Source organism: Mucilaginibacter sp. L3T2-6 (assembly GCF_030519355.1).
In the GTDB taxonomy this organism is placed as follows: Bacteria; Bacteroidota; Bacteroidia; order Sphingobacteriales; family Sphingobacteriaceae; genus Mucilaginibacter.
This window is the reverse complement of the sequence record NZ_JAUMKC010000029.1, coordinates 41,788-63,053: the sequence shown is the minus strand read 5'-3', so window position 1 is coordinate 63,053 and position 21,266 is coordinate 41,788. Positions and strand designations below refer to the sequence as shown.

At 43.6% G+C, this 21,266-nt stretch carries 10 protein-coding genes; all 10 read right to left on the bottom strand.

Annotation, left to right across the window (positions count from 1 at the left end; genetic code table 11):
• Nucleotides 1-44: 44 nt before the first annotated feature.
• Nucleotides 45-638, bottom strand: a complete 594-nt coding sequence (locus tag Q3W13_RS23350) for a porin family protein (RefSeq protein ID WP_302868143.1) — start codon at nucleotides 636-638, stop codon at nucleotides 45-47.
• Nucleotides 639-806: 168 nt separating this feature from the next.
• Complete coding sequence (locus tag Q3W13_RS23345; RefSeq protein WP_302868142.1) at nucleotides 807-2,138, bottom strand: TolC family protein; 1,332 nt, start codon at nucleotides 2,136-2,138, stop codon at nucleotides 807-809.
• A gap of 26 nt (nucleotides 2,139-2,164) precedes the next feature.
• Nucleotides 2,165-2,842, bottom strand: coding sequence for an ABC transporter ATP-binding protein (locus Q3W13_RS23340; RefSeq protein WP_302868140.1), 678 nt, complete (start codon nucleotides 2,840-2,842; stop codon nucleotides 2,165-2,167).
• 638 nt (nucleotides 2,843-3,480) lie between these two features.
• Entirely contained in the window at nucleotides 3,481-5,880 is a 2,400-nt protein-coding gene (locus tag Q3W13_RS23335) for an ABC transporter permease (protein ID WP_302868137.1), read from the bottom strand.
• A 134-nt stretch (nucleotides 5,881-6,014) separates the two neighbouring features.
• Complete coding sequence (locus Q3W13_RS23330) at nucleotides 6,015-8,441, bottom strand: ABC transporter permease (protein ID WP_302868135.1); 2,427 nt, start codon at nucleotides 8,439-8,441, stop codon at nucleotides 6,015-6,017.
• Between the two features lie 89 nt (nucleotides 8,442-8,530).
• Complete coding sequence (locus Q3W13_RS23325) at nucleotides 8,531-10,984, bottom strand: ABC transporter permease (RefSeq protein WP_302868133.1); 2,454 nt, start codon at nucleotides 10,982-10,984, stop codon at nucleotides 8,531-8,533.
• 50 nt (nucleotides 10,985-11,034) lie between these two features.
• Entirely contained in the window at nucleotides 11,035-13,398 is a 2,364-nt protein-coding gene (locus tag Q3W13_RS23320; protein ID WP_302868131.1) for an ABC transporter permease, read from the bottom strand.
• 117 nt (nucleotides 13,399-13,515) lie between these two features.
• Nucleotides 13,516-15,945 (bottom strand): ABC transporter permease, encoded by a 2,430-nt coding sequence (locus Q3W13_RS23315; protein WP_302868129.1) that lies wholly within the window; start codon nucleotides 15,943-15,945, stop codon nucleotides 13,516-13,518.
• A 222-nt stretch (nucleotides 15,946-16,167) separates the two neighbouring features.
• The gene (locus tag Q3W13_RS23310) at nucleotides 16,168-18,672 is read right to left on the bottom strand and encodes an ABC transporter permease (protein WP_302868127.1); all 2,505 of its coding nucleotides are present in this window, start codon (nucleotides 18,670-18,672) and stop codon (nucleotides 16,168-16,170) included.
• 112 nt (nucleotides 18,673-18,784) lie between these two features.
• A complete protein-coding gene (locus Q3W13_RS23305) occupies nucleotides 18,785-21,253 on the bottom strand; it encodes an ABC transporter permease (protein WP_302868126.1) in 2,469 nt (822 codons plus the stop codon).
• Between the last annotated feature and the right edge of the window lie 13 nt (nucleotides 21,254-21,266).

Below are 21,266 nucleotides of genomic sequence, written 5' to 3'. Positions count from 1 at the left end.
CCGGTTTAATCAGCCGGCTTTCGTTATCTATTTTTAATGATTATTTACAATTTGAAGATCGGTACCGCCAGGCTCAGGTTAAACAGGTTCACTTTTGCATCCGAATTGCCAAAAGTTTGTTTTGACAGTCCAGCCTCATAACGTAAATCAAGCGATATATTCCGGATATCTACGCCTGCCCCAAATACCCACGCGTAATTTTGGTTTTTAAATTTAAAAGAGGTAGCGTTCCCTAAGGCGTCGCCAAGGCTTTGGCTGTCGCTCAATTTAAACGATACCAGCGGCCCGGTGTAAAAGCGGCCGCCAAAACCAAATGCACCTACCTTACCACCGAATAGCAAAGGCACGTCCAGGCTGGTAAATTTGGCTTTGTAGCTACTGCCGTTGTCAGTTACTTCAACATTTTTACCGGTAACGTACAGTTCCGGCTGGAAATTAAATCCTAATGCTCCAACTCTCGCCCACAATCCGCCTAAATAACCCGCACGATTGCTGGCATCAAAAGTTGAGGTTGATGACGACAATTTTGAAAAGTTGACGCCTCCTTTAATACCTAATTGGAAGGATGGTATAACCTGCGCCTTTGAAAAAGTAATAGCGGCTGCAAAAATTGTTAAAGTAAGAATAAGTTTTTTCATGTTTTCTATGAGCTTATGAAGATGTTGATTGTTAAATGCGATAGCGGCGGCCCTAAATTAGCAATATCCGGTCTGCATTAAAACAACGTAATGCAGGCCGGATATGTGTGTAGATTCTGCAATAAATGTAGAACTAATTTTAATAATCCAAAAAAGGATTTAAAAAAATCAGAAGCTAAGTTTTCCCTGGTAATAATCTAATATTTTGGTACGGATCAGGTATTCGTACCGGGCGTTGATCAGGTTCACATTTGCTGCGTCAAGGTTATTTTTAGCAAGGATGAATAAGTCTGACGTAATAACGCCTGCGTCAAACTTAGTTTTTTGAGCATTGTATGCAGCCTGGTAGGTCTCAACGGTTGGAATGAGCACCTGCAGACGGCTGTACGCGGTTTTCATATTTGCATGTGCCTGCTCAATTTGTTGTTTTAGCTGGTTGCGGGTGTTGGTATTTACATCCTGTGCGTTTAACAAATCCAACTTGGCCAGCCTCAGGTTGTTACGCGCCTGGAAGCCATTTAAAATCGGAATAGATAAGCTTAAGCCTGGGCCGTAATACTTATTTTGTTTAAACTGTGTGCTAAAGCTGCCCGGAGAGTTATTTGCATAGCTGGTTTGGTAATTGCCATTCAGCGTGAGGGTTGGAAACAGCCTGCCGGTGTAGGCTGATACTTCTTTTTTCGCTGCTTGTACGCGCAGATCGGCAGCCTTTACCAAAGCCAGGCTGGTTAATGCAGTATTGTAAATATCGTCTGCCGATTGGGCGTAAGCTTCTGGTGAATTCGTGGCCTGCAGCCTTTCCAACCTGACGTCTTTCTTGAAAGCCACGTTCATGGCTTCCAACAAGTTGATTTTTGCGGTCAGTACGGCATTTTCTGCATTATAAACGTTTATTTGATCGCTGTTGTGCGAGCCTTTTGCATTGTAATAATCTGCTGGTGCCACATTTCCTGCATTGTTCAAAACAGTTTCCCTGTCTAATGTTGTTGCAGATGCATCAAATTGCAGCCGGGCCTGAGCCAGTTGATCTTCAGCGTTCAGGGCAGTAAAATACAACCCGATAATATTAAGGGTAGTTTCATCTTTAACCTGCTGAAAGTCCATCTTTCCTGCCTGGTATTGCAGCGCATTTTGCCTGATGTTGTTAATAGCACTGAACCCGTTTGATAACAGCAGGCTGCTGCTTGCAGAAAGACCAAATGAGTTGGTTTGCGCGGCATCAACTATCACGCCTGTATTATTCGTACCGCGACCAAAGCTTATACCGTAATTGGCGTTTGCACCCAGTGTAGGCAATAATGCTGCCCGGGCCTGCTGCCAGTAAATACGGTCCTGCTCCGCTTTGATGCCGCTTTGTTTAACGGTAAGATTGTTTTTTATGGCGATATCAACGCATTGAGCCAGCGTTAAAACACTGTCAATCTGCGTAGGCTGCTGGGCTTTAGCGAGTATGGTTACTATTAGAAATGAAAAAAGTAAGCTTATTTTTTTAAAAGACATGACATGTAATTGTTTATTGCAGGTTTTTAGAGCTGTGTTGATGATTCTATCCTGCCATCTAAAAGGTTAATTATTCTGGTGCCGTATTCGGCGTTTTTTTCGGAGTGTGTTACTTGTATAATGGTTACGCCGTCTTCTTTATTCAACTTTCGAAATAATTCCATTATTTCTTCACCCTGTTTAGAGTTCAGGTTACCGGTAGGCTCATCAGCCAATAGCAATTTAGGCCTTGCTATAAGTGCCCGTGCTATACCCACCAGCTGCTGCTGGCCGCCTGATAACTGTGACGGAAAGAGGTCTTTTTTACCAACGATCTGGAAACGGTCAAGAATATCAGCCACCATTGCCTTGCGTTCGGCGCCTTTATAGTCCTGGTAAATAAGCGGAGTTTCGATGTTTTCGTAAACAGTAAGTTCGTCGATCAGGTGATAAGCCTGGAAAACGAAACCGATATATTGCTTATAAAGCGCTGAACGTTGTTTGTCTTTAAGCTGATGAACTGCGTTACCTGCGAAATAGTGGTAACCTTCAGAGGGCTCATCCAGCATTCCGATAACATTTAGCAGAGATGATTTGCCTGAGCCCGACGGCCCCATAATAGATATGAACTCACCCTCGTCTACCTCGAGGTTAATATCATTTAATACAAAATTTTTATTGCCGCCTACCTGGTAGTACTTTGAAATATGCTGAAGTGATAACATTTTAATTAATTAGTGATTTTGTGAATTAATGAATTAGTGATTAAGCTGCTAATTTATTAAATAAGTACTTTAATTAATCATAGCTTTCCCCAATTCCGGCACATAGGTATCAATAACATACCAAACTTTTAATAATCTATATATCAAGTTATTACAATTAAAACTTTCAATTAAAACTGTTCGCTTATGTAACATGGGGCGTACGGTTATGATACAGTAAGGCTGGTGATGATTAGTATTAAAGGTTAGAGGCCGGGAACTGGTCTTTAGAATTCCGTTGGCTACTTCTCAATATGGTCAAGATCATAAAAAACAACCGCTGGCGATGGTTTACAGGTACTTTACAGTTTCAGACTGCAACCCTGTTATAAAATATTGAAAATCAGTTTATTAATATGAAACCCAGGCTTAAAACTGTAAACCTTGCTAAATCGACTATAATTATTCACAATTAGCTGTTAGTCAGGTATTAGACGCTACAGGAAACGCTATTTCACTTTATGAATTGAATGCATAAACTTACTACAGTCGCTGGTTAAATCCCCGAACGTGGCTGGTCATATTATTAGAACACATGGCTGATAATTGAAAATTGATCGCCAAAGCATCAAGGACTGTCAACAGCTACTGCCAATTGCCTACTCACTCCTCAAACTCTTCACCGGGTTTGCAACTGCAGCTTTTATAGATTGAAAGCTTACCGTGAAAAACGCTATCAGGATAGAAATTATTCCGGCAAGTGCAAATATCCACCATTGGATTGATATACGGTAAGCAAAATCCTGCAACCAGCGGTGCATCATAATCCATGCGATGGGCCATGCAATCAGGTTCGCCAGTAAAACAAGCCGTAAAAAATTCTTTGACAAAAGCAGGGTTATATTTTGTACCGTAGCGCCCAATACTTTTCGGATACCAATTTCTTTTATCCTTTTTTCGGCGGAGTAAGAGGCCAGCCCGAATAATCCGAGACAAGAAATTATAATGATTAATCCTGCCAGTATGCCTACGATCTTGCTCACCTGGTCATCAACCTGGTAAACTTCATTAAAATGGTCATCCAGGAACTGATATTCGAACGGCAAATCCGGCTCAACATTTCTCCAGGTAGATTTAATGAAGTTAATGGCCTCGCTTATCCGGCCCGGATTAATTTTTACCGACATGGTGCTGAAGCCTTCGCCTTTATAGCTAAGCATAAATAATGTTTCCACCTTATAATGAAGCGAATTAAAATTAAAATCTCTGGCGACACCTTTTATGGTGCCCAGCGAATCATAACCAAACCTCGCGCCTAACAACGATGACATTGGCCTGCCCGGATGATCTTTCAGCAACTCTTTGGCCAGGGCCTCGTTAATAATATATTCGCGGCCGTCCTGTTGTTTCTCTCCTGAAAAATTCTTACCAAGCAGCAACTTAATTTTATAAAGCTTCAGGTAGTCGTTATCGACAATCAGCCTGGTGGATGTCAGCTGGCGTTTTGGCGCGTCTTCCAGCTTAAATTCAATGCCCGATTGGTCCAGATGACTGCCAAGATTATCCTGTGCCGCGGTAACGCCGCTTATTAAACTACTGCTTAATAACTGCTGCTTCATCAGGTCGTACTTTTGCGGGCTAACCATATTCAATGGAACAGTAACCACCTGTTCCCTGCTGAAACCCGGATCCTTGGTTTGCATAAAGTTCAGCTGCTTTACCACCAGTATGGTAGCAATCATCAGGAATACGGCGCTCGTAAACTGACCTACAACCAGGACATTCCTGAGCATGCCCTTATTCCTCCCGGTCTGAACCGAACCTTTCAATACTTTCACGGGCTGAAATCCGGACAAGTAAACTGCCGGATAGATTCCCGAGATCAAACCTACAAGGGCGGTACATAAAACAATCAGCAGAGTTAGCCCGGGGTTGCTGAAAATCGGCAAGCTGAGTTCACGGCGGCTGAGGCTATTGATAAACGGCAGGGCTATTTCAACCAATATCACAGCAAAAACCAGCGCAATGAGCGAGAGTAATACCGTTTCCCCTAAAAACTGAACGGCAAGCTGCACGCGCTGCGCACCGATAGACTTCCGTATACCCACCTCTTTGGCCCGTTCAGCCGACCTTGCTGTTGACAAGTTGATAAAGTTAATGCACGCTATTACCAAAACAATCAGTGCGATACCAAGAAACAGGTTGGTTATATTTTTATCAAACTTCTGAAAATTAAGGTGGTCAAGACCGATGTCGGCTGAATTTGCATGTACATCTTTAAGCGGCAGGTAAAATAGCTCGTAATATTTTGAGCGCTCGTCGCCCATATGCTTTTTCAGATAGGCAGGCATCTTCTTTTCAAAGGCCTTCATGTCGGTGCCGGGCGCCATTACCAGAAAAGTACTCAGCCAATTGCCACCCCAGTTCTCGCTCATCCGCTTGTTGATAATGGTATTAAAAGACAGCAATGCGTCAAATTGCAATTGGGAGTTTATGGGCGGATTGGCAGCAATGCCCGTTACGGTATAGGCAGTGGTGTCTCCGCCGAAATGCGTTACCGTTTTACCCATTGCATCTTCGCTGCCGAAAATTTTAGCGGCGGTTTCTTCTGTCAGCACTATGCTGTGCGGTTTTAGCAAGGCACCATTCCGGTCGCCCTTTAACAGCTTGAAATCGAAAATATTGAGGAACGTTGTGTCCACAAAAAACACCTCCGGCAAAAAAACCTTCTTTTCACCATTAACAACCTTAAACTTGTCTTCCCAATGGATGCGGGTAAAATCCTTTACTTCAGGAAAGTCAGCCTGGAGGGTTGGACCCATCGGGAACATCGACAATCCCACCTTTTGCGAAGCAACCATGCCGGGAAATTTTTGAACCTCATCCAGCTTATAGATATTTTTTGTGTGAAAATTGTCGAAGCTTTTTTCGTAAGTAACGAATAGCATGATCACAATGCATGCTGCCATGCCTATCGACAGGCCGACGATATTGATAGCCGAAAAAACCTTGTTTTTCCAGATGTTGCGCCAGGCAATTTTGAGGTAGTTCTTGATCATGATTGGTTAGTAGTTAATAGTTTATAGTGCAGGGTTCATAGCCGAAGAAAATTAATGGCAGTGGTAACTAACAGTACCAGCAAGACAATATGAAGATAAAATACTGACAACTGCTACTGGAAACTGCCTGCTACCTACTCGCTTCTCAAACTCTTCACCGGGTTTACCAGTGCCGCCTTTACCGCCTTATACCCTACCGTCGTCCAGGCGATTGCTATGGACACCGCTATCGCTAATACAAATATTCCTGGGCCAAGCGGTATGCGGTAGGTGTAATCCTGCAGCCATTTGCTTATAAAATACCAGCCTGCAGGCGCTGATATCGCGAAGGCTATTAAAATAAGGACGGTAAATTCCTTCGAGAACAGGTAGACAATATGACTTACCGATGCGCCAAGCGTTTTGCGGATGCCGACTTCTTTGGTACGCTGTACTGCCATGAAAGATACCAGGCCATACAAACCCAGGCAGGAAATAAAAATGGCAATACCGGCAAATATTTTATACAAGGCCGAAAGCTGGTTCTCGCTTTCGTAAAAGGAAGCAATTTTATCATCCAGGAACTGGTATTCATACATCCCGTCAGGGAAAGTATTGTTCCATAAGCGTTGAATGGATGCCATGGTTTGGTTAATATCAGCCGGTTGTATTTTGATATTGATATACTGATAAACGTTTTTCCATGATGCCATCAGTACGGCCGGTATCGGGTTTTTCAGCGAACCCGTATTGAAATCCTTAACCACGCCTACTATCTGCTTGTATTTGCTCTTGTCATCCCACATACCTATGTATTTTCCAATGGCCTGGTTCGGATCCGTTATGCCCAGTTTATGTAAGAGCGTTTCGTTCACTACATAACCGCGGATGGTATCAGATTTCGCGTAGGGCTGTCCGGCCAAAAACTGAAGCTTATATAACTTGAAATAATCGGCATCGGCCCATTTCAGATTGGCATTAAAGGCTGTCTTTGTAGGTGAGTTGTTGTATTTAAAATCTGAAGACCAGCCATTAGTACCCGAAGGGCTCGAAAAGCTGTAACTAACATCTTTTATGCCGGGCTGCTGCAGCAATTGATTACGCAAACTTTCCAGCTTCGACTTGCTTACGCTGTCGCCGGGGAACGGAACCGTTACCACCGCCTCTTTGTCAAACCCAAGTGATTTGTTACGAACGAAATTCATCTGGTAAATAATCACCAGCGTACCTATCACCAGTGCCTGCGCAATGCCGAATTGAAAAACCACTAACACATGCCGCAGGGATAAACCCGTTTTACGTCCGGCTGCAACTTTATTTTTAAGTGCGGTAATCGGGTTAAAGCCAGACAATACCAACGCCGGATAAAAGCCTGCCAGGAAGGTAACGCCCAACGTAACCGCCAGGAGAAACAGTAACAGCGCCGGATCGGCGATAAATGCGGGAGACAATTGAATCTTCAGCAGTTGGTTTAACAAGGGTAACGTTACTTCGGCCAGGCCAGCAGCCAGTACCACAGCAAACAGAGTAATGATCAGCGTTTCGCTGATAAATTGAAAGACCAGCTGCGTGCGGTTGCTGCCCATCACCTTGCGGATGCCAACTTCTTTAGAGCGATTCACAGCCTGGGCCGTAGCCAGGTTAATAAAATTCACGCAGGCAATTATTAACAGGAACAGGCCTATAAGGCTGATAGCTTTTATCAGCGGCTTGCCGAATCCTTTCCCGCTGAACACTCCTACTTCGGTGTCGTAATGCATTTCGGTTAAAGGGCGTATTTGCAGCAGGTCTTTAACATATTCGGCGGGCTTGTGCTTTTTGGTAAAGGCGGTCATGTTTTTATTAAACTCTGCCTCGCTAACATTCGGCGGCAGAACGACATAACAGTTATTGTCTCCAAAGGTGCTTACCCAGTCCTTTATATTGCCGTTCAGATCACCTCCCTTGGTTCTTGCCGTCGCATACGACATTACTATGTTCATCGGGAAGTCGGTGTTTCTTGGCGTGTTTTGAATAATGCCCGTAACCTTCAGGTCAGTCTTATTTTCATATTTAATGGTCTTGCCTATTGCCTCATGCCAGTTACCAAAGAATTTTTCAGCCTCATTTTGCGACAATACCACAGTAAAAGGTTCAGACAAAGCCGTTTTCTTATCACCGGCAAGCCACGGAAAATCAAACATGGCGAAAAACTCAGGCTCTGCCCAATAGCTGTCATCCTCCTTGAATTTTTTAACGGCCTCGCCTTTGTTCTGATCGCCGATGCTAAAATGGCTCCCGTCATTACGGAATATTTCGGCAACGCCTTTTAATGAAGGAAAATCATTACGCAGGCCTTCAGATATCGGTAACGGCACCCCTCCGCTCGGATGTACGCCATCCGGACCATGAAAAACGGTTATCACCCTGTATATCCGGTCTTTCTTTGCATGAAAATTATCGAAACTGGTTTCAAACTGTACGATCAGGAAGATCGTCAAACAGGCGGCTATCCCAACGGCTAACCCGGCCACGTTTATAATTGCATAGCTCTTATTGCGAAGCAGGCTCCGCCATGCGGTTTTGATATAATTCCTTATCATTTTGGTTGGTTTATCAGTTAACTAAAAGACGATAGAATATTTAAAAGGTTACATAAATTCCACTGGTTAATATCACAAAACTGTGCGGGCTATTCACTCCTAAGGCTCTTTACCGGGTTTGCAACGGCCGCTTTTATAGCCTGCGAGCCTATGGTTACAAGCCCGATTGCGATAGCGATCACTGTTGTGTAAGCAAATATTGTCCAGTCGATTGATTTACGGTAGGCAAAACCCTGCAGCCATTTATTCATGGCCCACCATGCTATTGGCGATGCAACAATAATAGAAGCGACGATCAGCTTAAGGAAATCAACAGATAACAGCGAAACGATGGTGCTTACGCTTGCCCCCAAAACCTTGCGCACGCCAATTTCCTTGGTGCGCTGCTCCGCGCTGAAGGCAGCCAGGCCAAATAAGCCAAGGCATGATATCAGGATGGCAACCACGGTAAAGTATCCCACGATTCCGGCAAGGCGGTTATCTGCCTCGTAATTTTTCTGAAATTCATCATCCAAAAAATTATATTCAAAGGGGTCGTTATGGTCAACTTTATGCCAGGTAGCTTCCAGCACTTTTATAACAGGCGCCAGGTTGCCTGCCTTTGCATGTACGATTAAGTAATTGAAGCCGGTTTTATCGCCGCCAAGCTGAAAAAGGAAGGGTGTAACCGGCAGGTGCAGATCTTCATAGTGAAAGTCTTTAACCACGCCAATAATCTGGAAGGTATATTGTTTGCCTTGTAAATCGTAATGGATGTTTTGGCCTATAGCTTTTTGCGGGTTGGCAAAACCATAGTCCTTTACGGCATTTTCGTTAACAATTACCTTATTACTGGTGTCGGACTTAAATTCCGGCGAGAAAAGCCTTCCTGCGGCAGCCTGTATTTGAAGTGTATTTAAAAAGCTGTCATCAATATAGTTAATGCGGGTATGCCGGGCGTCAGCCATTGTTTGTCCGTCTTTATAAAACATGGCATCGCTTGGGTTAGTGATACCCGGGTAATAGGCTGAGCCCCCTACCGATAAGATCTGCGGCAGCGTTTTGATCTCATTTTTCAGAGCAGTATACATAGCTTTAGATCCGTCAGTACGCAGTGGTAATACGATTTGCTGATCTTTGGCGAAGCCGAGATCTGCCGTACGCATATAATTCATTTGCCGGGCAATCACCACAGATGCAATGATCAATACCACAGATATGATAAACTGGAATACAACGAGCCCCTTACGAACGGCCACAACTGCCAGCGAATTGCTCAGTTTCCCTTTCAGAACCTTCACAGGATTAAACGACGATAAGTAAAATGCAGGGTAGCTGCCAGCTATTACCCCGGTAAGCAGCGCCATACCTAAGAATATGACCAGGATGTTTTTGTCTGCTGAGAATGAAAGAATAATATTTTTAGCCGATAGCTGGTTAAATAACGGTAAAAGCAGGTAGGTAAACAACAAGGCTATCAAAAACGCGATAAAGGACATCAGCATAGCTTCGCCTAAAAACTGGCGTACCAATGTGCTCTTTTCGGCGCCCAGTACTTTCCTTACCCCCACCTCCGCCGAACGTTTCGAAGAGCGGGCGGTCGACAAATTCATAAAATTAATGCAGGCGATGAGCAAGGTAAAGACCGCAATGGATGCAAGCACAAAAAGATAAGTGTGACTGGCCGGAGGCGTTACGTTATTGGTTACTTCCTGGCTTAAATGGATATCCCGAACCGGCAGCAGGAACTGCTTCTTATCGCGGCCCATCTTTTGCAAATCCACCGATTCATATTTCTTTACGAATTCAGGCAGTTTACGTTCAAGGTTGGCTGCGCTCGTTCCGGGTTTTAGCAGCACATAGGTAAAAAACATGTTATTGCGGGCAAAATCATTGTTACGCTGAACGTATTTCTCCATCCCTCCTCCGGCAAATGACAGGAAGAAATTACCATCGATATGCGACGGCATGGCTTTCGGCCTGAAAACCCCTGTCACTTTATAATCATTATCCCCGTTCATGTTGCTGGTTACATGCAACACCTTATTGATAGGCGATTCATTCCCAAATATCTTTTTCGCCATGCTTTCAGAAAGGACGGCTGTATTCGGTTCGTGTAAAGCATTACTATTACCTTCTATAAAGTCATAATCGAACATTTTAAAGAACGACGCATCGGCTAAAAAACCATGCCCTTCAAGGAACGATCTTTTATCGCCCGTGGGCGGCGTGTATTGCACTAAGTTTTCCTTGTCGGTAAACAAGTTAAGTAAACGGGTGCATTCTGCAATTTCGGGGTATTCCTGTTTCAGCGCAGCGGCCACCGGCGGAGAGGTAAACGGCGATTTATCCGGCTTTACATCTTTTAGTATTGTCATCGTACCCACCTGGTACAGGTTACCGATGTTTTTATGATAGCTATCATAACTTGTTTCGTAATGCAGGTATAATGCAATCAGCATACAGCAGGTAAGGCCTACTGACAGTCCAAAAATATTTACGATGGAGAAAAACTTATTCTTCATCATGCTCCGCCACGCGGTTTTTATATAACTTTTTATCATTTTGTTTATAGTTGATAGTTCAAATCAGTCAACAAATCAGTAGCAGTATACTATTCTGAGCGCAAACTCTTAACGGGGTTCATCAAGGCCGCCTTTATCGCCTGGAAACTCACCGTAGCCAGCGCAATTATTACGGCCATAACGCCGGCCAGGGCAAATACCCACCACTCTATATTTATACGGTATTGATATTCCCGCAGCCAATTACTGGTTGCCAGCCAGGCTACCGGAAAAGCAATCAGGCAGGAGATGCAAACCAGCTTCAAAAAGTCGCGTGATAATAGGCCGGTAAGGCCCGCTACCGATGCGCCAAGCACCTTCCTGATGCCGATCTCTTTGATCCGTCTTTCTGCAGTATATGCCGCTAAACCGAACAGACCTAGGCAGGAAATAAACACGGCAAGTGCCGCGAATACTCCGGCAAGGCTTCCGGTAAGCGTTTCTGTCTTAAATATTTGTTCAAAATCGTTATCCACAAACTGGTAGTCAAACGGATAACCCGGGCTGTCTGCACGGATGATGCTACCGGCCTTTACTATAGCATCCTGCGTATTCACACCATTTTTAATGCGTATGGTTAACACGCGCGTTTCTGAAGGTTTGTTGTATATCAGCAGCGGCTGGGGCTTGCCGTACATATCGTTATAAAGATAATCTTTCATGATACCTGCAATCTGGAAGACTCTTTTGCCGCCATCGCGGATGACACCACCAACCCTGCCTTCCTTACCCATTTGTTTTGCAAAAGCTTCGTTGATGATTACAAAGTTGCTATCTAATGCAGACTGCGGATAAAAATTCCGTCCCGCGGCCATCTTAATACCCATAGTCGGGATAAACTGATAACTCACGTTTTGCCATGATATCAGCGGATTTTTCGAAGCGTCTTTTCCATCCCATGTATAATTGTCGGTATTACTGCCCACTTCAGTAGCAATATCATTGCTGAGCGCGGCATTTTTTGCAATTCCCGATTTCATCAAATCATTGTAAATGGCCTGGAACTGTTCTCCTTGTTTGCCTTGCAGATTTACATAAAGAAGGTTTTCCTTATTGAAACCGAGTTCCCGCGTTTTTACATGCTGTATCTGCTGATAAATGATAATAGTTCCTATTATCAGTACGATAGACACAGTAAATTGGATAACTACTAAACTTTGCCTTATAAAACCCGATCCCGCGCTTGATTTTATCTTTATATTTTTCAGAACAGTTATCGGATTAAAAGACGATAAATAAAAAGCCGGATAACTCCCTGATAATAAGCCTGTTATTATACTTATACTAATGATATAGATCAGGTGTAATGGTTCAAAAATATTCATCAATAATTCTTTTTGCACCAATTGATTAAATACCGGTAGTGTAATGTAAATCAAACCGATAGCTGCAAGCATGGCCGCAAAAGCCATAATCAAAGCTTCGCCGATAAACTGGCCAACCAGTTTACCCTTGCCTGCGCCCATTACCTTGCGCACACCTACTTCCTTAGCGCGTTGTTCTGAACGGGCGGTAGCCAGGTTCATAAAGTTAATGCAGGCTATAATGAGGATGATCCATGCGATAAATGAGAAAATACGCACGTAAGTAATGCGGCCGCCGCTCATTTTGCCATCCACAAAATTATCATGCAGGTTCCAGTCGTTCATTGCGAACAGGAAGCATTCTGTAGTATTCTTGTTATCGGTCTTACCCGCGAGATAGTGGCTTAACTTCTGATTTACGGCTGCTAGGTTTGCGTTTGGCTCCAACTCCACGTAAGTTCGGGCCCAGTTGGCGCCCCACATGTCCATCCATGGTTGCTTATGGTCGATATTAGCCATAGGTGAAAGCCATTGAAACTGAAAGGTGGAGTTTTTAGGCAGGTCTTTAAAAACACCGCTAACTGTATACGCCTGTTCATTATTCACTTTTAGGGTTTTACCTACCGGATTTGCATTACCAAAAAACTTCCCGGCCATGGTTTCACTGATAACCACGGACCGGAGCTCTTTAAAAGCGTTCGCAGCATTGCCATAAACAAAAGGCAACTGCAGCATGGAAAACAGTTCTTCATCAGCGTAGCTGCCTTTTTCGTTAATCACCTTATCCCCAAGGGCAAAAATCTGCTGATCGAAACCATTTGTTCTTGCCGCATTTTTTATACCTGGTATTTCTGCCTTTAAAACCCTGGCCATTGGGCCCGGCGTAGCATGGAAAGTACTTACCTTACCATTATAGGTTTGGTTTTCGTAAATCGTGTATAATTGATCCCTTTTCTGATAATTGTGGTTAAAGGTCAATTCATCCTGTACCCAGAGAAATATCAGCGATGCGCACGCAATGCCGATAGCCAGGCCGCTGATGTTCAAAAAGCTGTAGCCCTTATTTTTCAGCAGGCTGCGGATGGTAGTTTTTAAATAGTTCTTTATCATAATCAATTCATGGTTAATAGTTCATGATCCATAACCAAAGGAATCAATGACGGCAGTGAGTCGCAGTTGCAGTCATACTTAGTAATAAGCATTTCCTGGCTGCTGCTTACTCATCACTTACTCATTCCTCATACTTTTTACCGGGTTAACCAAAGCTGCTTTTATCGCCTTATATCCAACTGTAAACCACGCAAGTATAATTGAGACAACAACGGCAAACAGAAACACATCAATGGTGATGCTGATACGGAACACAAAACTTTGCAGCCAGCTTTGCATCAGGTACCATGAAACAGGCACGGCAATCAGGAAAGCTACACTGATAAGAATGATAAATTCTTTGGAAAACAAGAAGACGATGCTTTTAACCGATGCGCCAAGTACCTTTCGCACGCCTACTTCCTTAGTGCGCTGTACAACCATGAACGATACCAGGCCGTAAAGGCCAAGGCAGGAGATAAATATGGCTATACCCGCAAATATTTTGTAAACCAGGGCCAGCTGGTTTTCCTGCTGATAAAAACGTGCAATATTATCGTCAAGGAAGTAGCCTGTATAGGCATATTCCGGATAAGTTTTCTCCCATTGTTGTTGTATGGCTGCTACTGTTTTGCTAAGGTCGCTTGTCTGTAGTTTCACCGCAACTTCGCCCTCAACTTTTTTGCTGGGGGTTATTACAATAGGTTTAACTGACTCTCTTAATGAATTGGTTTTAAAATCTTTAACCACACCAACTATCGGGATCCACGGCTTGTTGTCAGCCCCGAGACGGATGGTTTTGCCAATAGCCTTCTGCGCGTCAAATATGCCCAGCTTTTTCAGGAATGTCTCATTAACTACAGCCTGCCGGGCTGTGTCGTTTCGGTCGTAACCTTTGCCTGCTATAAATTGAAGCTGGAATGTTTTAAAATAGTCATCATCGCCGAATTTAAGGAAAGTAGTAATGCCGTTATCCTTTGTATCATTGTTGAAATAGAAATTGGTGCCCCAATTGTTATCGGATGAGGGCACATCTGAAATAAAAGTTAACGATTTCACCGCCGGATTTTGCAGCAATTGCTCCTTAAACGGGCCCATCTTACTTAAACTAATGCTGTCTGTTGGGCCGGGAATGACCAGTATCGCCTCTTTGTTAAAACCCAGGTCGGCCTCGTTAACGTACCGCATTTGTTTAACCGCTATAACAGTACCGATAATGAGTAGTTGTGAGATACCAAATTGCAGTACAACTAATCCCCGCCGCAGCGAAATACCCCCAATGGATGCTGCTGTAATCTTATTTTTTAGTGCCAGTACCGGTTTAAACCCCGACACTACCAACGCCGGGTATAACCCGGATAAAAGAATAATAACTACCGTTGCCAATGCTAAAAAAGTCAGGCTGCCTGTACTAAGCAGTGCAATGTCGTCGGGAACGCTGGCTATGTTCTTTAAATAGGGTAATGCTATTTTGGCTACGATCAGCCCAAGCAACAGCGAAAATGCAACAATTATAGTCGTCTCGCCCATAACCTGGCCTATCAGCTGTCCGCGTGAACTGCCGAGCACTTTTCGGATACCCACCTCTTTCGACCTGCCTACAGATTGCGCAGTTGCAAGGTTGATAAAATTAATAGAGGCCATTATGATTATCAAAATAGCGATAAATGACAGCGTGCGCAGCGTAGATTTGCTGGTAAGGTGATCGCCCAGCGTATTGCCGACACGCCTGTCGAAGTGAAGATCGCCAAGTGGTTGTAAAAAATTCGATAAGCCTACTTTGCCCTTTTCGCCGGCATGGCGGTGGGCAAATGTCTTCAGCTGGGCATTAATCCGTGCTACAGACTCATTTTCAGGCAACTTTACAAATACCTGGTGGTTGCTGCTTAGCGAATGCCAGCTATCGGCATAACCATATTCGTTAGGATGCTGTTTGCAGGTAATGAATGACACCATGATGCGGAAAGGAAGGTCTGAGTTCGCGGGAGCATCGGTGATAACACCGGCAACCTTTAAGTTCAGCAGGTTGTCCATTTTAAGCATCTTACCCATCGCACTTTGCCAGGTGCCAAAATACTTTTCGGCGCGGGTTTTATCTATAATTACCATATTGGGCTCTTTAAGGGCCGCTTTGCTGCCTGCCAGCCACGCTGCGCTGAAAATGTCAAAGTATTGCGGTTCTGCAAAAACCACGCCTATGTCTTCAGCAAACTTTTTATCGCCCTGCCCATTTTGCGCGTTACCGTCAGGAACGGTTATCTGGCTGCCATAATTGGACAACAGCGATGCTACAGTTATCTGAGGAAAGTCAATCCGTAGCGCCTCAGTTGCCGGAACAGGCACGCCGGGGTTATAAACCATATCCCCTTCACGGCTTTGTTCTGAAACAACATGATAGATATTTTTAAAGTTGGGCTGATAAGTGTTAAAACTCAGCTCGTATTGTATAACTACATATATGAGCAGGCAGGCCGCTATACCAACCGTCAATCCCGAAATGTTTATTGCCGCATAGGCCTTGTGACGTGCAATATTACGCCAGGCAATCTTAAAGTAATTTTTAAGCATGATAAAGATGTTGTTGGCATGATATACTTAAAAGACATACCAAATATTCAAATTATTGATTATCAATAATTTGAACCATAGTTAGATATACGAATATGTTCGTATGTGTAACAGTAGGTGTACGGTTTTGATACAGGTTTACCCGTGTGTGGAAAATAAAAAAGTCAGTTAACACCGAAGGACTGCCGGTTTTACTGACTTTTTTAAGACTTCTTTTGGAATCTATTCGTTCCGCAAACTTTTTACAGGATTAGCAATTGCTGCTCTAACCGTATGATAGCTCACAGCGAGCACAGCCGTACTTAGCGCGATAATTCCGGCAACGGTAAATAACGTCCAATCGGGTTTTATGCGATAGGCAAAATTATCGAGCCATTGATGAACGAGGTAAAAAGCCACGGGTGTTGCAATCACGAAAGAACCGATCGCCAGCCTGATAACGCCACGGTTAAGCAATAAAAATAAATTACTAACCGAAGCACCCAACACTTTGCGTATACCAATCTCTTTAGTACGGTTGATGGTAGTAAGTCCTGACAATCCGAATAAGCCAAGGCATGCTATAATAATAGCAAGTATGCACGACGTTGTTATGGTAGTCATCCAGCGCAGGTAAGCATCGTAACTTTTTGCGATATCCTGATCGACAAAGGTGAAGTTAAAGGGCAAGTTGCCTGTTAGCTTATCCCAATTATTTCTGATGTCTGTAATTGTTTCCGGAATGTTTTGTCCCGGCTTTATCTTGATGTAGTAGCTGTAAATATCGCCATAGTTAACTGTGTGATAAGCAGGCTCAATCTTTTTAGTGAGGTCAGCCGTGTGGTAATCCTTACAAACGCCGATTATCATGCCGCCCATAGTGCGGTTAATAACCCCTAATTCCGGTTTTCCCAGCAAATTATACAGCGTTTGGTTGACAATAATAGTATGCCTTGCCAAGCTTCCTTTGTGCGATTTTTCTAAATCCGGTATAACAGTTTTTAAACTATCGGTGGCTATGTCCCTTGAAAAATTTCTCCCCTTAATGATTGGAATCTTATTGAAATCGAAATAATTATAATCCACATTTAAAAACTGAACGATGGTTTTTTCACCGTTAAAATAAAAATTGTTCATGCTGTGCAGGCCAAACGAAAATGATGAACTGGTTACATCCTGTATCTTGGGGTCGATCTCAGCAAAGTGTCTGAGCCTTTCATTCAAAACGTTCGCTTTTTGCGGGCTATTCCAGCCGTACGGATTTTCAACACGAAGTACCAGTTCCTTATCAAAACCCATATCAGCCGAGCTTATAAAATGCATTTGCTTATTTATAGCCAGCGCCGATATCACAAGCACAACACAAATGGTAAATTGAATAATCACCAGGCTCTTTGACAAAAACGGGCTGATACGATAAGCTGAAAACCCGCGCATTATATTCAGCGGCTTCAGCCCCGACATTACCAATGCTGGATATATACCGGCCAATAAACCCAAAGCTATCGTAAGCGCCAATAGTAAGCCTGCGACAGTCCAGCCGGAAAAGTTTGCTATGGCAAACTCCGTACCGGTAAGCCGGCTAAAAAACGGCATGCATGCTGTGGCTATTAACAACCCGGTTATTACTGCCATAAAAGCCAGCAATTGTGTTTCAAAATAGTATTTAAAGATAATTTGCTTCTTGCTGGCCCCAATAGTTTTGCGAATGCCCACATCCTGCGAGCGCGATACCGTATTGGTGAGCGTTAGCAAAACGTAGTTTAAACAAGCTATCAGCAATATAACAGCCGCCAGGCAAACCAATTGATAGATATTCTTCAAATCGGTAAAATGCCCCCATCCCCGGCTGGCATTGTAATGCGCATCGGCAAAAGGGCGTAAAATAAAATGTGGATCTGATACCTTGTAGTCAGGTATCTGGCTTTTTAATCGTTCATTATAAGGCTTATATAATATTTTAGCATACCGGTTAAATTTTTGCTGAAACGAGTTCACATCAACATTTTTCTTCAATTTCAGGATCAGTAATTTATTTGCTGAGTTTAAACCATCCGCAAGGTTACCTGCATAATTCGGGTCGGATTCCATCGGCACCAATAGGTCATACTGGAAGCTTGAATTAGCAGGAAAATTCTTAAAAACACCGCTTATGGTGATGGGCGGCTGTTTTTCATCGTCAGCAAATATCACCGTCTTACCAACAGGATCGTTTTTACCAAAATATTTTTGAGCCAGTCGTTCGCTTATCGCGGCAGTGTTACGGCCAGCCAACACATTCGCTTTGTCTCCGCTAACCAAAGGATAGTTAAAAACTTTAAAGAAGTCGGCATCCACGTATTCCACGTTGTCATTCTCCTTAAAGGTGCGACCGCCAACCCTGATGTTAACGCTGCCCATGCCCCCTATCCTCACAGCATTTTCCACCTCAGCAAAATTGCGTTTAATGTCGATAGCCAATTCCGTAGGCGTTACGATCATATTTTGCTGCTCCTCGTCTTTCATCAGAAAAGAAAACAAGCTGCGGCTTTTTTTATCGGCAGCCGGTTCATCCTTTTCGGTTTGTTCTAACCGGAATAGCTGCGATTGATCATGATGAAAACGGTCAAAAGATTGTTCATTTTTTACATACAGGTAAACAAGTATGCAAAATGCACTGGCTACCCCAAGTCCAATAATATTTATGGCAGAGTAAAGCTTATTGGTAAAAATGTTGCGTAATGCGAGTTTTAGGTTAGTTTTAAGCATATAGTGGTTTATGGTTAATAGTTGCAGGTTAGGTTACAAATCGCATAACCCGATAGTTAGCTCCTAAAGTTAACTATCGGGTTATGAAAAAATAAAGGATTAGTCATCTATTTTACTCAGATCGCAAACTTTTTACAGGATTGGCAATCGCAGCCTTAATAGTTTGGAAACTCGATGTAAATAAAGCCGCTAAAAGCATCCCCGTCCCGCTAAGGGCAAATATCCACCAGCTAATTGTTGTGCGGTCGGCAAAGCTTTGCATCCACTTGTTCATCCCTAACCAGGCCAGCGGCGTAACCAATATAAACGAAAGCAGTATCAGCCACATCATCTCTGCTGATAACAGCCTGACAATAGACGCTACCGATGCGCCCAGCACTTTACGTACGCCAATCTCCTTGGTGCGCTGGTTGGTGGTGTAAATGGCCAAACCCAGCAAACCAAGGCAGCTGATAAATATCGACAACGCCGTTGCCCAGCGGAGCAGGGACGAAGTATGCTGTTCAGCGTCGTAAAACTTAGCAATATTCTGGTCAAAGAAGCTATAATCGAAATCGTCATCCGGATAAACCTGTTTCCATGTTTTTTGCATCGATGCAATGGCTGTCTTCCACTCGTTACCGCCCGGTGTTTCCGGGCGCAGGCCAATATGCAGGTAGCCTTTCATAAATTTGGTGCGGCCAATATATATCGCCATTGGCTTTATAGGGTCATGCAACGATTTCTGGTGAAAATCTGCAACTACCCCTGCAACTTCCAGTTTCTTTTCGCTATTAAAATGCTCCAGGGTTTTACCTATAATATCATGCGGGTTCTTAAAACCAAGCAGTGTTGCATAATTTTGATTGATGACAACATACTTGCCGCTATCGCTGGCCTGGAGTTTTCGGCCTGCCACAACTTTTAACCGGTAAACATCCATGTAATTTTCATCAGCAAACTTTAACTGCACATCGGTTTTAATCTCCTTTTTACCATCCATATAAGTCACTTCGGTTGAATTGGTGCCGCCTGACGATGGCGGATTGCCGCCGATACTTACGCGCTCTACCTGTGGTAATGCACGGAATGCATTCACCAAAACCTGGTTACGGGCGTCTGTCCGGTTTTTCCACGGCGTATTCATCACTATGATGGCATCTTTTTTAAAGCCAAGGTCCTTATGCAGTGCGTAATAAACCTGCTTGCTCACCAGTATTGTCCCTATGATAAAGAACTGGGCAATTACAAACTGGGTTACCGTTAACGATTTGCGGAGCAGTGCTTTACGCGTCTTGCTGTTGTTTGTTGCCGACTGCCCCTTAAGCACCTGTACCGGTTTATAGCTTGATAACAGGATCGCAGGGTAAAACCCTGCAAACAGCGTTACTACAACGGTTAATACCACCAGGAAAACAATCAGGACAGGTTGCCCTATAAAGTCGGCTTTTATGTTTGGAGAAACGAAATCGGAAAAGAGCTTAAGAATGAAAGGCGAAAGCACAGCCGAAATGATTACCGCTGTTGTGGTAACCAGGAATGTTTCACTCAAAAACTGAAAAATCAGTTGTTTGCGGTCGCTGCCCATGGTTTTGCGGATACCTATTTCTTTAGCACGCTGAGCGGCCTGAGCTGTAGTTAAATTAATAAAGTTGATGCAACCGAGTATCAGCAGAAATACACCAATCAGCATTAATGAGTACAGGGTCGTCTTGCTGGCTATATGGCCATTGTCGAAATTACCGTAATCGCCGTTAAAATGCAGGTCACTTAATGGCTGCAGTTTAAAGCCGTGGGTGTTGCCTTTATCTTCTTTTTTAGGCGGACTGGCTTTTTTGAGTATTACATTAATCTGCTTTTCAAGCGCTGCTGCATTTGTCGTTGGCGATACTTTTATAAACAGCTGCGATGCCGATGTTGTGCTTTCCCACTCTGTCAGCTGCAACTGGTCTTTCAGGTCTTTAACTGCCGTACCGGTGGTATACGAAATAAAATCGTGAAAGGTGAAGTCGCTGTTTTGCTTTAGCTTCTGCACAATCCCGGTAACTGTAGTTTTAACAGTATCATATGTCACTATTTTACCGATCACCTGGTGATAATCCAGTTTGGGGAAATACTTCGCGGCTTGCTCATCAGTAAGCACGACCTGATTAGGAGCGTCAAGCGCACTTTTAGCGTTGCCAGCCAGCCAGGTATAATTGAATATTTTGAAATATTCCGGGCCCGCCAATACCACATCGTCCTGATTTTTAAACCTTACCGGTACATTCCCGTTACCGGCAACAAATACATTAGGCTGATATAAGGTGAAGAAAGGCGCCACTGTTTCTATACCGGTCGCCTGGGTTTTAAGTGCGCCCGGCAGTGGGCCGCAAACACCGGAATTATAACCCTTTTCGCCCTGGAAGGTATAGTAAGACACTACGCGATAAATCCGGTCGCTATCTTTATGGAATTTATCGAAGGTGAGGTCGTAATGTACAATCATGTAAATTACCAGGCAGGCGCTTATCCCTATAGACAAACCGATTACATTGATGAAGGTAAACAACTTGTGCCTTTTAAAACCCCGCAACGCTGTTTTGAAATAGCTTTTTATCATATGTGATTTATTA

Excerpts from the sequence above, each read along its gene's own strand:
- Q3W13_RS23310 (WP_302868127.1), bottom strand. The coding sequence starts at position 18,672 with ATGCTTAAAACTAACCTAAAACTCGCATTACGCAACATTTTTACCAAT.
- Q3W13_RS23330 (WP_302868135.1), bottom strand. The coding sequence starts at position 8,441 with ATGATAAGGAATTATATCAAAACCGCATGGCGGAGCCTGCTTCGCAAT.
- Q3W13_RS23315 (WP_302868129.1), bottom strand. The coding sequence starts at position 15,945 with ATGCTTAAAAATTACTTTAAGATTGCCTGGCGTAATATTGCACGTCAC.
- Q3W13_RS23350 (WP_302868143.1), bottom strand. The coding sequence starts at position 638 with ATGAAAAAACTTATTCTTACTTTAACAATTTTTGCAGCCGCTATTACT.
- Q3W13_RS23305 (WP_302868126.1), bottom strand. The coding sequence starts at position 21,253 with ATGATAAAAAGCTATTTCAAAACAGCGTTGCGGGGTTTTAAAAGGCAC.
- Q3W13_RS23335 (WP_302868137.1), bottom strand. The coding sequence starts at position 5,880 with ATGATCAAGAACTACCTCAAAATTGCCTGGCGCAACATCTGGAAAAAC.
- Q3W13_RS23320 (WP_302868131.1), bottom strand. The coding sequence starts at position 13,398 with ATGATAAAGAACTATTTAAAAACTACCATCCGCAGCCTGCTGAAAAAT.
- Q3W13_RS23340 (WP_302868140.1), bottom strand. The coding sequence starts at position 2,842 with ATGTTATCACTTCAGCATATTTCAAAGTACTACCAGGTAGGCGGCAAT.
- Q3W13_RS23325 (WP_302868133.1), bottom strand. The coding sequence starts at position 10,984 with ATGATAAAAAGTTATATAAAAACCGCGTGGCGGAGCATGATGAAGAAT.
- Q3W13_RS23345 (WP_302868142.1), bottom strand. The coding sequence starts at position 2,138 with ATGTCTTTTAAAAAAATAAGCTTACTTTTTTCATTTCTAATAGTAACC.